This is a genomic window from Peptostreptococcus sp. (genome assembly GCF_977045075.1).
In genome coordinates this window covers 1-12,561 of record NZ_CDRRTB010000047.1, presented here as the reverse complement: position 1 = coordinate 12,561, position 12,561 = coordinate 1, and the positions used below count along the sequence as shown (strand labels likewise).

General features: G+C 42.0%; 14 protein-coding genes and 1 riboswitch. All 14 genes read left to right on the top strand.

Going from position 1 to position 12,561, the window contains the following annotated elements; genetic code table 11:
• The first annotated feature begins 5 nt into the window (after positions 1-5).
• Entirely contained in the window at positions 6-1,397 is a 1,392-nt protein-coding gene (gene accC / locus ACW6OJ_RS05105) for an acetyl-CoA carboxylase biotin carboxylase subunit (protein ID WP_456095944.1), read from the top strand.
• The gene (accD, locus tag ACW6OJ_RS05100; protein ID WP_456095943.1) at positions 1,378-2,235 is read left to right on the top strand and encodes an acetyl-CoA carboxylase, carboxyltransferase subunit beta; all 858 of its coding nucleotides are present in this window, start codon (positions 1,378-1,380) and stop codon (positions 2,233-2,235) included. Before accC ends, accD begins: the two co-directional genes overlap by 20 nt.
• A complete protein-coding gene (locus ACW6OJ_RS05095; protein ID WP_456095942.1) occupies positions 2,232-2,975 on the top strand; it encodes a carboxyl transferase domain-containing protein in 744 nt (247 codons plus the stop codon). Before accD ends, ACW6OJ_RS05095 begins: the two co-directional genes overlap by 4 nt.
• A gap of 4 nt (positions 2,976-2,979) precedes the next feature.
• Entirely contained in the window at positions 2,980-3,459 is a 480-nt protein-coding gene (locus tag ACW6OJ_RS05090) for a MarR family winged helix-turn-helix transcriptional regulator (RefSeq protein WP_456095941.1), read from the top strand.
• Entirely contained in the window at positions 3,449-4,480 is a 1,032-nt protein-coding gene (locus tag ACW6OJ_RS05085; protein ID WP_456095940.1) for a beta-ketoacyl-ACP synthase 3, read from the top strand. Before ACW6OJ_RS05090 ends, ACW6OJ_RS05085 begins: the two co-directional genes overlap by 11 nt.
• 170 nt (positions 4,481-4,650) lie before the next feature.
• On the top strand, positions 4,651-4,875 hold the full coding sequence (locus ACW6OJ_RS05080) for an acyl carrier protein (RefSeq protein WP_314496886.1): 225 nt from the start codon (positions 4,651-4,653) through the stop codon (positions 4,873-4,875).
• Between the two features lie 5 nt (positions 4,876-4,880).
• Entirely contained in the window at positions 4,881-5,819 is a 939-nt protein-coding gene (gene fabK / locus ACW6OJ_RS05075; protein WP_456095939.1) for an enoyl-[acyl-carrier-protein] reductase FabK, read from the top strand.
• A gap of 47 nt (positions 5,820-5,866) precedes the next feature.
• Positions 5,867-6,805 (top strand): ACP S-malonyltransferase, encoded by a 939-nt coding sequence (locus ACW6OJ_RS05070; RefSeq protein ID WP_455104911.1) that lies wholly within the window; start codon positions 5,867-5,869, stop codon positions 6,803-6,805.
• Positions 6,802-7,548, top strand: coding sequence for a 3-oxoacyl-[acyl-carrier-protein] reductase (gene fabG, locus ACW6OJ_RS05065; RefSeq protein ID WP_455104910.1), 747 nt, complete (start codon positions 6,802-6,804; stop codon positions 7,546-7,548). The genes ACW6OJ_RS05070 and fabG overlap by 4 nt, the downstream gene beginning before the upstream one ends.
• Positions 7,549-7,584: 36 nt before the next feature.
• Entirely contained in the window at positions 7,585-8,820 is a 1,236-nt protein-coding gene (fabF, locus tag ACW6OJ_RS05060) for a beta-ketoacyl-ACP synthase II (RefSeq protein WP_456095938.1), read from the top strand.
• Positions 8,821-8,828: 8 nt separating this feature from the next.
• Positions 8,829-9,254, top strand: a complete 426-nt coding sequence (fabZ, locus tag ACW6OJ_RS05055; protein ID WP_293428981.1) for a 3-hydroxyacyl-ACP dehydratase FabZ — start codon at positions 8,829-8,831, stop codon at positions 9,252-9,254.
• A gap of 406 nt (positions 9,255-9,660) precedes the next feature.
• A riboswitch (purine riboswitch) is annotated at positions 9,661-9,758 on the top strand.
• 79 nt (positions 9,759-9,837) lie between these two features.
• Positions 9,838-11,175 carry a nucleobase:cation symporter-2 family protein gene (locus ACW6OJ_RS05050; RefSeq protein ID WP_456095937.1) on the top strand — a complete coding sequence of 446 codons (1,338 nt, stop codon included), beginning with the start codon at positions 9,838-9,840 and terminating at the stop codon, positions 11,173-11,175.
• 73 nt (positions 11,176-11,248) lie between these two features.
• Positions 11,249-11,818 (top strand): xanthine phosphoribosyltransferase, encoded by a 570-nt coding sequence (locus ACW6OJ_RS05045; RefSeq protein ID WP_456095936.1) that lies wholly within the window; start codon positions 11,249-11,251, stop codon positions 11,816-11,818.
• Positions 11,819-11,851: 33 nt separating this feature from the next.
• On the top strand, positions 11,852-12,561 hold a 710-nt coding region (locus ACW6OJ_RS05040), incomplete at its 3' end, for a diacylglycerol/lipid kinase family protein (protein ID WP_456095935.1).

The following is a 12,561-nucleotide window of genomic DNA, read 5'->3' as shown; positions in this document are numbered from 1 at the left end:
TAGATATAGCTAGGTCTTTCAAAGGAAGTAAGGATGATAGACCTATAAAGAAGGTTTTGGTAGCCAATAGGGGGGAGATTGCCGTAAGGATTATCAGGACCCTAAAAGATATGGGGATAAAGAGTGTGGCTGTATTTTCAAGTGCAGACAAGGACTCACTCCATGCAACTATAGCTGATGAGGCCATATGTATAGGTCCTGCCAGCGTAAAGGATAGCTACTTAAATAAGATACAAATTATAAATGCAGCCCTAGTAACTGGAGCAGATGCCATCCATCCAGGCTTTGGCTTCTTGTCAGAAAATCACGGCTTTGCCAGGATGTGTGAGGTCTATAATATCAAGTTTATAGGTCCGACTAGCAAGGTTATGGCAATGATGGGTGACAAGGAGGTTTCCAAGAGGATGATGAAGGAGGCAGGTGTCCCAGTGGTTGAAGGTTCAGATGGGGTTGTTGAAAGCCTAGAGGAGGCTAGGGAGGTCCTTGAAAGGCTGGGACTACCTGTTATCATCAAGGCCAGGTCTGGCGGTGGTGGTAAGGGTATGAGGCTGGTTGAGGATATGGATGACCTTAAGAGGCAGTTTGATTCTGCCAGAAAGGAAGCCCAAAATGCTTTTGGTGATTCTGGAGTATACATAGAAAAATATATCAAGTCTCCTCGCCACATAGAGGTCCAGCTGATGGCTGATGAACATGGAAATGTCATCCACCTTGGTGCTAGGGACTGTTCCCTGCAGATGAACCACCAGAAGGTAATAGAAGAGGCGCCACCAGAGGGTGTAGACCAGGAAACTCTGGATAGGCTATACGAAACATCTGTCAGGGCCGCCAAGTCGGTTTCATATACCAGTGTAGGTACTATAGAATACCTTCTAGACCAGGATGGGTCCTACTACTTTATGGAAATGAATACCAGGATTCAGGTAGAACACCCTATTACGGAGATGGTTACCGGTATAGATATAGTCAGGGACCAGGTATTAATAGCCTGTGGAGAAAGGCTGGCCTACAAGCAGGAAGATATACTGATTAGGGGCCATGCCATTGAGTGTAGGATAAATGCCTACGACTCTGACAACAACTTCCTACCTAGCGTGGGCAAGATCCAGGCCCTAAATATGCCAGGTGGCTATGGGGTCAGGGTTGACAGTGCCATATACCAGGGCTACGAGGTCCTGCCATTTTATGATTCCATGCTTGCCAAGGTAATATCCTATGGCAGGGACAGGAAAGAGGCTATCAGGATAATGAATAGGGCCCTAGAGGAATTTGTAGTTGAGGGAGTAAAGACTAATATAGGCTTTAATCTCAAGCTAATAAACGACCCAGTATTTATAGAAAATAAATATGATACATCATATTTGGAAAGGAGCATAGATGATACTAGACCACTTTAAAAGTAAGACCTATAGGCCTGTTAAAAAGGTTGATATACAACCGGACTGTGTAATTAAGTGTCCCAAGTGTGAGTCCCTTTTCTTCATTGATGATATGGACCATGTAAACAAGCTATGCCCCCACTGTGGTAAATACTTTAACATGACTGCCTGGGAGAGGCTAGCTAGCATAGTTGATGAAGACAGCTTTATTGAGTACTTTAGGGAAAAGAAGATAAGAGACCCGCTAAAATTTCCAAAATATAAGGAAAAGCAGCTAAGCCTGAGAAGGAAGTATGAGCTTGATGAGGGTGTGGTATGTGGTACAGCCAGTATCAAGAATATCAAGGTTGCCATAGCAGTTATGGATACCGACTACCTGATGGGCAGTATGGGGACTACTGTGGGTGAAAAGATAACAAAGACAGTCGAGCTGTCTATAAAGAAGAAGCTACCCCTCTTGATATTCTCAGCTTCAGGTGGGGCCAGGATGCAGGAGGGTATGTTCTCCCTAATGCAGATGGCAAAGACCTCCCAGGCCATAGCAAGGCACAAGGAGAAGGGCCTCTTATATATATCAATAATGACCAATCCTACTACAGGTGGGGTAAGTGCCAGCTTTGCCAGCCTAGGAGACCTAGTCATAGGGGAGAAAAATGCCCTGATTGGCTTTGCGGGTCCTAGGGTTATCAAGCAGGTAACAGGAACAGAGTTGCCACCAGGCTTTCAGAGTTCGGAGTTTCTACTTGAGCACGGCCTACTTGATATGATACTGACCAGAGAAGAAATGAGGGACAGGCTGGGAGATATACTAAAGATACATACGAATGTAAATAGGTCTAGGGGGGTGAGAAGATGACAAAGGCAATGGATATGGTTCGTGCCTCAAGAGACCCTCAGAGGAAAAAGGCCTATGACTACATTAATTACCTCTGCGATCCCTTCGTTGAATTACATGGAGACAGGCTCTTTGCTGACGATGACAGCATAGTAGGTGGCATAGGAAGTATAGGTCCTTATTCTGTCATGATAATAGGCCAGCAAAAGGACAGGAATTTTGGTATGCCAAATCCAGAAGGTTATAGGAAGGTGTTGAGGCTGGCTGAATATGCTGAAAAGTTTAAGCTACCTCTTATAACCCTGATAGACACCCCAGGTGCTGGATGTGGAATAGAAGCAGAGGAAAGGGGACAGGCAAGCTCGATAGCAAATTGCATATGCAGGTTTTCATCCTTGAAGGTACCTAGCCTGGCCATAATTATTGGTGAGGGAGGCAGTGGTGGAGCCCTGGCCCTAAGTGTTACAGATGAAATTTGGATGCTGGAAAAGAGCGTCTACTCGATACTATCACCAGAAGGCTTCTCTAGTATACTGTGGAAGGAACCTAGTAAAAAGGACGAGGCAGCTGAGCTGATGAGGCTTACAAGCTACGACCTAAAGGAAGATGGCTTTATAGAAAAAATCATAAAAGAAGATGGTGGAGAGATATATAATTTAAAGAATGAAATATTGAACTTTTTAGACAAATCCTATTCTATTTCTATGGAAAAAACTCTTAAAAAAAGATATGATAAGTATAGAAAGATTTTAGGAGGATAGGAATATGAATATTAAAAACAAAAACTACGAAGACAGTCGCAAGGTTATAAACGGTATAATAGTTGAACTATTTAAGAATATATTGACGATAGAAGAAAAATCTCTAAAGGATAGGGGGATAAAGGACCTATCCATAACAGAGATACATGTAATAGAGGCCATCGGAATAGGCAATAGGAAGATGATGTCTGAAATAGCCGATATATTGGAAGTGACAATGGGAACCCTAACTATAGCCATGACCAAGCTTGAAAAGAAGGGCTATGTGGTAAGGCAGAGAGATGAAAAAGACAGAAGAATTGTCGTTTGTAGCCTGACTAGAAGGGGAGTTTTAGCTGAAAAGATTCATAGGAATTTTCATGATGAGATGATTGACCATTTGATGGTGGACTTGAAGCTAGAGGAAGAACCAGCCTTGATCCAGGCCCTAAAGAATATCAATGAGTTTTTCATCAGAGAATATGGAGGAAAAAATGACAATTAACATAATTTCTACTGGAAGTTATGCTGGAGAAAAGATATTAGACAATGACTATTTTGCCAAGATTGTAGATACCAATGACGCATGGATACAGGAAAGAACAGGCATCAAGACTAGACATATCTGTGATGATATTACTACAGAGGAGATGGCAGCAAGGGCTGGAGAATCTGCCCTAGAAAAATTAGATATAGACAGGTCAAAGATCGGTTTGGTTATTTTTGCCAGTGTTAGCTCTGATACCAGGACACCAGCATCATCCTATACAGTATCAGGTAAGCTGGGGCTTAAGGGAAATCCAATTTGCTTTGACCTAAATGCTGCTTGTAGCGGTTTTGTCTATAGTATGGCAGTTGCCAGGTCACTTATGGCTGATATGAATATAGCCTATGCTATGGTAATTGGAGCTGAAAGGCTGTCCAAGTTTGTAAATTGGTCAGACAGGTCTACCTGCATCCTCTTTGGAGATGGGGCAGGCTGTGCAATATTAGAAAACTCTGACCTAGCAGACCCAGGAGTTAAGTCTAGTCTGGCCTACAAGCTAGAAATTGAAGGAGACTATTTGGCCGGTAAGTACGACAGCAATAGGTACCTAACCCTTGATTCAAGGTTTAGCCTAGATGAAGACAAGTACCCCTATATAGGTATGAATGGTAGACAGATATACAAGTTTGCTACAGATGTCGGTGTCAAGGTAGTCGACAAGCTACTGGGTGACAGGGGACTATCAAGAGATGATATAGAACTGATAGTGCCACACCAGGCCAATAAGAGAATAATAGAAACCCTGGCTATAAAGAGTCAAATACCAGAGGACAAGTGGTTTGTAAACCTCGACAAGTATGGTAATACATCGGCAGCCAGCGTACCCCTTGCCTTAAATGAGGTAGTCGAGGATGTCTTATCAGAAAGGGACCTTGACCAAATGGATGGTAAGAGGATACTTTCAATAGCCTTTGGTGGAGGCTTAAGCTATGGTGGCTTCCTACTGAGGATAAGGAAGAAAGAGGACCTAGATAAGTAATAAGGGAAAAATAGGACCTAGATAAGTAATTAGGCAAGATAAAATAAAAAAAGAAGTGAAACTATACAAGCTTATACAAGCAAAGTAGATAAAATAGGACCAGCTTTGAATAAATGAGATAAGCAAGATTAAAGAAAAAATTTATATGTATTAAAAGGAGATTAAAAAAAATGATAGCAAAGATAAAGGAAATTTTAGCAGACCAGTTAGATATAGAACTAGAAGATATAAAGGACAACAGTGATATCCAGGAGGACCTAGAAGCAGATTCTCTAGACGTAATGGATATAATGACTGAAATAGAGGATGAATTCGATATAGAAGTAGAAGATGAGGCTATAGAGGAATTGAGAACTCCTCAGAAGATAGCTGATTATATAGCAAAGGTAAAGTAGGGGCCATGAAAAACAAGGAAATATGTGCTTTATTGGGCATAGACTACCCTATTTTTCAGGGGGGCATGGCCTGGGTATCAGATGCTGAATTGGCAGCTGCAGTATCAAATGCAGGTGGCCTAGGCATCATAGCAGCAGGTAATGCACCCAAGGACTGGGTTGTAAACGAAGTAAGGAAGATCAAGGGACTTACAGACAAGCCCTTTGCCCTCAACCTTATGCTGCTTAGTCCCTTTATAGATGAGGTAGTAGATGCCGTAATAGAAGAGGGTGTAAAGATAGTAGTAACTGGAGCAGGAAATCCAGGTAAGTACTTCAGCAAGCTAAATGAGCATGGAGTAAAGATAATACCAGTAGTTCCATCAGTAGCCCAGGCTATAAGAATGGAAAGAAATGATGGTGTTGTAGCCATGATAGCTGAGGGGGCAGAAGCAGGAGGCCATGTTGGTGTTACCAACACTATGTCTCTGATACCCCAAATAGTAGATGCTGTGTCCCTACCAGTCATTGCAGCTGGTGGTATAGCTGACGGCAGGGGTTTCGCTGCAGCAATGTGCCTAGGAGCCAGTGGTATCCAGGTTGGTACTAGATTTTTGGTGGCTGATGAATGTAATGTCAGCGAGCCATATAAGGAAAAGGTCCTAAAGGCCAAGGATACCTCTACTTTGACAACAGGTAATTCTACAGGTCACCCTGTCAGGGTAATCAAGAACAAGTTTGCCAAGAAGTTCAAGGCCATGGAGGATGCTAGGGCAGACCAGGCAGAACTAGAAGCCTTTGGTGCTGGTGCCCTAAGAAAGGCAGTAGTTGATGGTGATGTTGACAATGGTTCAGTAATGGCAGGCCAGATAGCAGGCCTAGTAAACAAGAGAGAATCCTGTAAGGATATAATAGAGGACTTGATGAAGGGCTACCAGGAGGTAGTCAGGGGCTTGGAGCTTTAAGCAAGTAGCCACAAGTTATATTTAGATAGTGAAAGGATAGGTTAAGAATGAGTAAAAAGATAGGAGTACTATTTCCCGGCCAAGGTTCCCAGTATGAGGGCATGGGTAGGGACTTGATAGCTAGTCCAGTATATAAGAGGGCCAAGGAAATCCTTGATGACCACACATATTCGGTGGTTGAACAGGCCAGCCTTGACCAGCTATCAAAGACCAGGTATGGTCAGGTGGCCATATTTTTAAATAGCCTTAGCCTATATCAAGAGCTTAAAGATAGGGTTTTAGATCCCAATGACATAGGTGTATCTGCCAGTCTAGGCCTAAGCCTGGGAGAATATACTGCCCTGTGTGCAGCAGGCGTATTCTCTCTTGATGAGGGGATAGACCTAGTGAAAAATAGGGGTCTTATCATGGGCCAAGGAGCTGGAGGCAAGGGGTCTATGGTGGCAGTTATGAAGACAGGCCTAGATACAATCCAGGACCTTGTTGACCAGGCTAGGCAGGATGATGTATTAGCAGTTTGCAACCTAAACTCGCCAGGCCAGATAGTAGTTGGTGGAGAATTTGCTGCCCTAGATAGGTTTGAAGAAAAGTGCAAGGAAGCCAAGATAAAGAGGTATATGAGGCTAAATGTCGAGGGTCCCTTCCATACACAAATATTAAACCAGGCAGCCAAGGAATTTGCTGATAACTACCTATCAAAGATAGACTACAGGGAGCCTAGCATGGATGTATATACCAACCTATCAGGCAAGAACTATAGGCAGGTAGACTCCATAGTAGACAACCTTAAGGACCAGATGTGCTCACCAGTTAGGTTTATTGACTGTGTTGAAAATATGATAGCTGATGGCTGTCAGTTGTTTATAGAAATAGGTCCAGGCAAGTCCTTAAGTGGCTTTGTAAAAAAGATAAACAAGGACGTAAGGGTCATAAACATACAAAATATATCCGATATAGAGGGTATAGATTTGGAGGATTTAAAATGAATGATATAAGGAAGGTAGCCTTTGTAACAGGCGCATCTAGGGGTCTTGGTAGGGCCATAGTAGAAAAGCTAGCCTCTGATGGATTCAAGGTTGGATTTAGCTATGTAAGCTCTGATGAAAAGGCCAAGTCTATAGTTGATGAGCTGACTGCAAGGGGCTTAGAGGTATTCTCTGTCAAGTTCGATGTAAAGAACTTTCAGGAGGTTGAGGATGCCTTTGATAAGATATATGAAGAGCATGGTAGGATAGATGTCCTAGTAAATAATGCAGGTATAACAAGGGACAAGTTGTTTTCTAGGATGAAGGAGGACGACTTCGACCAGGTAATAGATACCAACCTAAAGGGTATATTTAACTGCTCAAAACAGGTGGCTAGGAAGATGTCAAAGCAGAAGTCAGGCCGTATTATAAATATATCATCGCTAGCAGGCCTAGTTGGTAATATAGGTCAGGTAAACTATTCTGCATCAAAGGCAGGAGTAATAGGATTTACAAGGTCCTTGGCAGCTGAATTAGGTGCCTATGGAATTACTGTGAATGCAGTTGCCCCAGGCCTAATAAAGACTGATATGACAGATGCGATTCCAGACCAGATAAGAGAAGGGATGATCAAGGCCATACCACTAAAGCGTATAGGCCAGCCTGAGGATATAGGCAAGATAGTAGGCTTCTTAGCAGGCGATGGAGGCTCATATATCACAGGTCAGGTTATCAGCGTTGATGGTGGCCTATCATCAATATAGGTGATAGGGATAGGTTGAAAGGAGAGCAAGTTTTTTATGAGTAGAAGGGTAGTTATTACAGGGGCTGGTGTAGTCAGTGCCCTAGGAAATTCTGTAGATACCTTTATAGAAAATATAAAAGACGGAAAGAATGGGATTAGTCTCATTGAAGGAATAGATGTAGACCAGAACAAGGTCAAACTAGCCGCAGAGGTCAAGGACTTTGACCCCAAGGACTTTGATATAGATGGCCACAAGAAAAAAGACAGGTTTGTCCAGTTTGCAATGGCAGCAGCAAAGCAGGCCTATGAGTCAAGTGGCTATGAAATAAATGATGAAAACAGGTTTAGGACAGGTGTGGTAATAGGAAGTGGGATTGGTGGCCTAGTGACTATACAGGACGCCTATGCCAAGTACCTGGAAAAGGGACCTAGGAAGGTATCTTCCCACTTTATACCAAAGGCCATTATTAATATGGCATCTGCCCATGTATCCATAAAGCTTGGTACTAAGGGGGTATGCACATCTAGTGTAACAGCGTGTGCAACAGCAACAGACTCTATAGGTAGTGCCTTTAGGCTAATAAAGGATGGCTACCAGGATGCTATTTTTGCAGGTGGCTGTGAAGCATCAATATGTGAGCTTGGAGTATCAGGCTTTGAAGCCATGTCAGCCATGACTGTTTCACAGGATGTAAATAGGGCTTCTATACCTTTTGACAAGGAGAGGTCAGGCTTTGTAATGGGCGAGGGTGCAGGAGTTTTACTCCTAGAGTCCCTTGAATCAGCCCTGGCAAGAAAGGCCGACATTATATGCGAAATAGTTGGCTATGGTCAGACTAGTGATGCCTACCATATTACAGCTCCAGATCCAGATGCTGAAGGGGCTAAGATGGCTATGCTATTGGCCCTTGAAGAGGCCAAGCTAGAACCTCAAAAGCTTGCCTACATAAATGCCCACGGTACTAGCACACCTATGAATGATGCAATAGAAACAAAGGCTATAAAGAAGGCCTTTGGAGACCATGCAAAAAAACTTTGTGTATCATCTACAAAGTCTATGACGGGTCATATGCTAGGTGCAGCAGGGGCTGTTGAGGCACTTGTATGTGCCTATGCAGTAAGGGATGGCTTTGTACCACAGACCCTAAACTATAGGGTGGCTGATGAGGCTTGTGACCTGGACTATGTAGCAGGTGCTACAAGGTACCAGGAGGTCCCATATGCCATATCAAATTCATTAGGCTTTGGTGGACACAACTCAAGTCTCCTATTTAAAAAGTATAGCGAGTAGGTGGAAGTATGTTGAATATAGAAGAAATAAAGCAAATAATACCACACAGGTACCCATTCTTGTTGATAGACAGGGTAGAGGAGATGGAAGTGGGCAAGAGTGTTCATGCGGTAAAGTGTATCACGGCATCGGAGCCTTGGTTTACAGGTCATTTTCCAGACCACAATGTAATGCCAGGTGTCCTGCTTGTAGAGGCCATGGCCCAGGCAGGGGCAGTTTCCATCCTATCAATGGAAGAAAATAGGGGAAAGCTAGCCTTTTTCTCCGGTATCAAGAATGCCAAGTTTAGGAGAGAGGTAGTGCCTGGAGACAAGTTGGATATACATGTGGAAATAACTAAGATGAGAAGAAATTTTGGGAGTGGTGCAGGTAAGATTTACTGTGGTCAAGACCTGTGCGTAGAAGCAGAAATCAGCTTCTTTATAGAAAAGTAATCCCATTGAATAATTTATCAATTTATGAGACAACATCTGTAAGATACTTATAGTTATAGATGTTGTCTTTTTGTATTTTTAGGTCGTATAATATTTAATTACAAAAAAATAACCGTCTAACTTTGGCGAGTTACGGTTATTTTTTTAAAAATAATCATATATTAACAACCGTCTTTAACGGATTGCTAGGAGGGGATTTTTAATTCTCCCCCTTTTATTAATTAAAATATATCATAATGCAGGCAATATGTCAAACATCCTATGCTTATTTGCAATAAAATCACCTTATATATAGAAGGGCTAAGTAGCTTAGCAAAAAAAGAAAATTTCAAATAAATTTTCCCTATATAATGAATAATATTTCTCTAAGGTGGTGACAACTTTCGTCTTTTTCGATATAATAGTTAAATATAAAAGCATATTTACTCATATAAGCCCCTAATATGGTGGGGTGTTTCTACCTATAGCCCTAAACTATAGTCTATGAGTTGGAATTAAAGGACTTCTGACTCAGTATCTTTTGAGTAGGAGTCTGTTTTTATTTTACGAAATCATCAAATTTATAAGTATTTTAGGAGGAAAAATGGAAGAAATGAACGTAAACATGGACCAGGCAAGTCAGTCCAGCAAGAAGGATGAACTCAAGTATTCTATAGAGGCAGTACCGCCAATGGGTGTGTCAATCCTACTGGCCCTACAGCATATACTAGCAGCCTTTGCAGGTATAATAGCTGTGCCTCTTGTTGTTTGTACAGCCTTGAAGCTAAGTGTTGAGCAGACAAGTCTAATGGTGGCTGCAACTATATTTGCATCAGGTATCACAACAATATTACAGTCAAAGGGACTAGGACCTATAGGGTCAAGAGTCTCAGGTATGATGGGTACTGACTTTACCTTTGTAAATCCATCTATAAGCGTTGGTGCTAAGTTTGGTATAGCTGGTATAGTAGCAGCTACAATCACTGGATCATTTGTGGAAATAGTCTTAAGTAGGTTTATAAAGCCACTTATGAAGTTCTTCCCACCACTAATCACAGGTACAGTTGTATCCTTGATAGGTATTACCCTACTACCAGTAAGTATAGACTGGGCAGCAGGTGGAGTAGGTGCGGCTGACTATGGTTCAATAAGAAATATTTCTGTTGCCTTTATAATCATGCTATTTACCCTATTCTTAAACCACTTCGGTAAGGGCATGCTATCAACAGCAGCAGTATTTATAGGTATGGTATTCGGTTATCTTGTATGTATACCAATGGGTATGGTAGACTTGACATCTGTAGCCAAGGCAGACTGGATAGCAATACCAAATATTCTACGTTACGGCTTCCATTTTGATATGGCTTCTACACTTTCCTTTGTGCCGGCCTATGTTGTTTCTACAATAGGTACAGTTGGTATAATGATGGCGATTGGTGAAGCTTCTCATGAAAAAATTGACAGTGACAGGGCGGCTGCCGGTGTCCTTTGTGACGGTGTAGGTTCAATGATATCAGGTATATTTGGAGCAGGTCCAAACACAGCCTTTTCACAGAATGTCGGACTAATCACACTTACTAAGGTTGCTAGTAGACACGTAATGATAATTGCTGGTATAATATTAGCCATACTAGGAGTATTTCCAAAGTTGAGCGCCTTAATTGCAGTAATGCCTTCTCCAGTACTGGGTGGTGTTGGTGTAATAATGTTCGGCCTAGTTGCAGCCCAGGGTATAAAGACCCTAGCTTCAATCGACTTGGGAGACCGTGAATTGCTGATAATTTCTGTTGCCTTTGCCCTAGGTATAGGTGTAACAGTTAAGCCAGAAATCCTACAGGGTCTACCAAATGCCCTAAAGATGATCCTTTCATCTGGTATTTCAACAGGTACCCTAGCAGCCTTGATATTAAATGTTGTCTTGGTTGACAGAAGAAGTAAATAGGTCCATAAGGGATAAGAAAACAAGTCCTAAAGGGACAGAAAATAAGATGTCCTAGAGGGACAGGAGGAATACAATGAAACTATTAGAAGATATGATATTAAAGAGGGGCAGGGTCCTAGATGGTAACATATTGAAGGTTGACAACTTCTTAAACCACCAGATAGATCCAGACCTATTTATGGAAATGGGTAAGGACTACTATGACCACTTCAAGGACAAGGGAATTACCAAGATACTTACACTAGAGGTATCAGGTATAGCAATAGCCTTTGCTGCTGCTACATACTTTAAGGTTCCCCTAGTCTTTGCCAAAAAGTCAGCCTCACTTACCTTGTCAGATGATGCCTATACTAGTAAGGTAGTATCCTATACAAAGAAGAAGGAATATGACATAAAGGTTGACAGGAACTTCTTGTCAGGAGATGATAAGGTATTGATAATAGACGACTTCCTAGCTACAGGCCAGGCCCTAAAGGGGTTAGTCTCATTATGTGACCAGGCCGGAGCTGAGGTGGCAGGAATTGGTATAGCCATAGAAAAAACCTTCCAGGGCGGTGGAAAGCTATTTAGGGATAAAGGTTATGATGTATATAGTCAGGCCATGATTAAGGCCTTTGAGAACAACTCAGTTATTTTTGAGTAAATCTCTTGAACATAGATTAGGAACGAGGTAATTATGAAGAAAGCTTTGCTGATTATAAACCCAACATCAGGTGGGGAAAAGGCCTTGGACTACAGGGAAAAGCTAGAGAATAAAGCAGGCCAATACTTTGACCATGTCGAAACAAAAATAACACAAAAGGCCAAGGACGCTACTGAATTTGCAAAGCAGGCATCAGAAGAAGGCTATGAGGCTGTCTTTGCCTTTGGTGGAGATGGTACAGTGAATGAAGTCATTTCAGGTCTTGCCGAAAATGAACACATTCCAAGGCTGGCCATTATACCAGGTGGTACAGGTAACCTGATAACCAAACTCTTAGGCATCAGCCAGGATATAGACAGGGCGATAGAGGAATTAGACTTTGATTCGACAAATAGGATTGATATAGGAAAATGTAATGATAATTTCTTTGGATATATCTTTAGCATAGGGTCCATACCTCAAGCTATCCATAATGTAGATATAGAGGAAAAGACCAAGTTTGGCTTTATGGCCTATGCATATAGGAGTGTAAAGTCAGCTATAAAGGATGAGACCTTTAAGGTCCATATTAAGACTGAGAAGACTGAATACAAGGGTGATGCCAGTCATGTAATTGTACTCCTTTCTAATTTTATTGGCGACAAAAAAATGTTCGACCACAACAGGGTAGGCTATGCCAATATTTTAATCCTAAAGGAGGCATCTCTTGCTTCTAAGGTAGGCCTAATTCCCGATTTCCTAAA

What these genes read in the sequence shown, in the direction of transcription:
- accD (WP_456095943.1), top strand. Translation starts at nt 1,378, where the DNA reads ATGATACTAGACCACTTTAAAAGTAAGACCTATAGGCCTGTTAAAAAG.
- ACW6OJ_RS05095 (WP_456095942.1), top strand. Translation starts at nt 2,232, where the DNA reads ATGACAAAGGCAATGGATATGGTTCGTGCCTCAAGAGACCCTCAGAGG.
- ACW6OJ_RS05090 (WP_456095941.1), top strand. Translation starts at nt 2,980, where the DNA reads ATGAATATTAAAAACAAAAACTACGAAGACAGTCGCAAGGTTATAAAC.
- ACW6OJ_RS05085 (WP_456095940.1), top strand. Translation starts at nt 3,449, where the DNA reads ATGACAATTAACATAATTTCTACTGGAAGTTATGCTGGAGAAAAGATA.
- ACW6OJ_RS05080 (WP_314496886.1), top strand. Translation starts at nt 4,651, where the DNA reads ATGATAGCAAAGATAAAGGAAATTTTAGCAGACCAGTTAGATATAGAA.
- fabK (WP_456095939.1), top strand. Translation starts at nt 4,881, where the DNA reads ATGAAAAACAAGGAAATATGTGCTTTATTGGGCATAGACTACCCTATT.
- ACW6OJ_RS05070 (WP_455104911.1), top strand. Translation starts at nt 5,867, where the DNA reads ATGAGTAAAAAGATAGGAGTACTATTTCCCGGCCAAGGTTCCCAGTAT.
- fabG (WP_455104910.1), top strand. Translation starts at nt 6,802, where the DNA reads ATGAATGATATAAGGAAGGTAGCCTTTGTAACAGGCGCATCTAGGGGT.
- fabF (WP_456095938.1), top strand. Translation starts at nt 7,585, where the DNA reads ATGAGTAGAAGGGTAGTTATTACAGGGGCTGGTGTAGTCAGTGCCCTA.
- fabZ (WP_293428981.1), top strand. Translation starts at nt 8,829, where the DNA reads ATGTTGAATATAGAAGAAATAAAGCAAATAATACCACACAGGTACCCA.
- ACW6OJ_RS05050 (WP_456095937.1), top strand. Translation starts at nt 9,838, where the DNA reads ATGGAAGAAATGAACGTAAACATGGACCAGGCAAGTCAGTCCAGCAAG.
- ACW6OJ_RS05045 (WP_456095936.1), top strand. Translation starts at nt 11,249, where the DNA reads ATGAAACTATTAGAAGATATGATATTAAAGAGGGGCAGGGTCCTAGAT.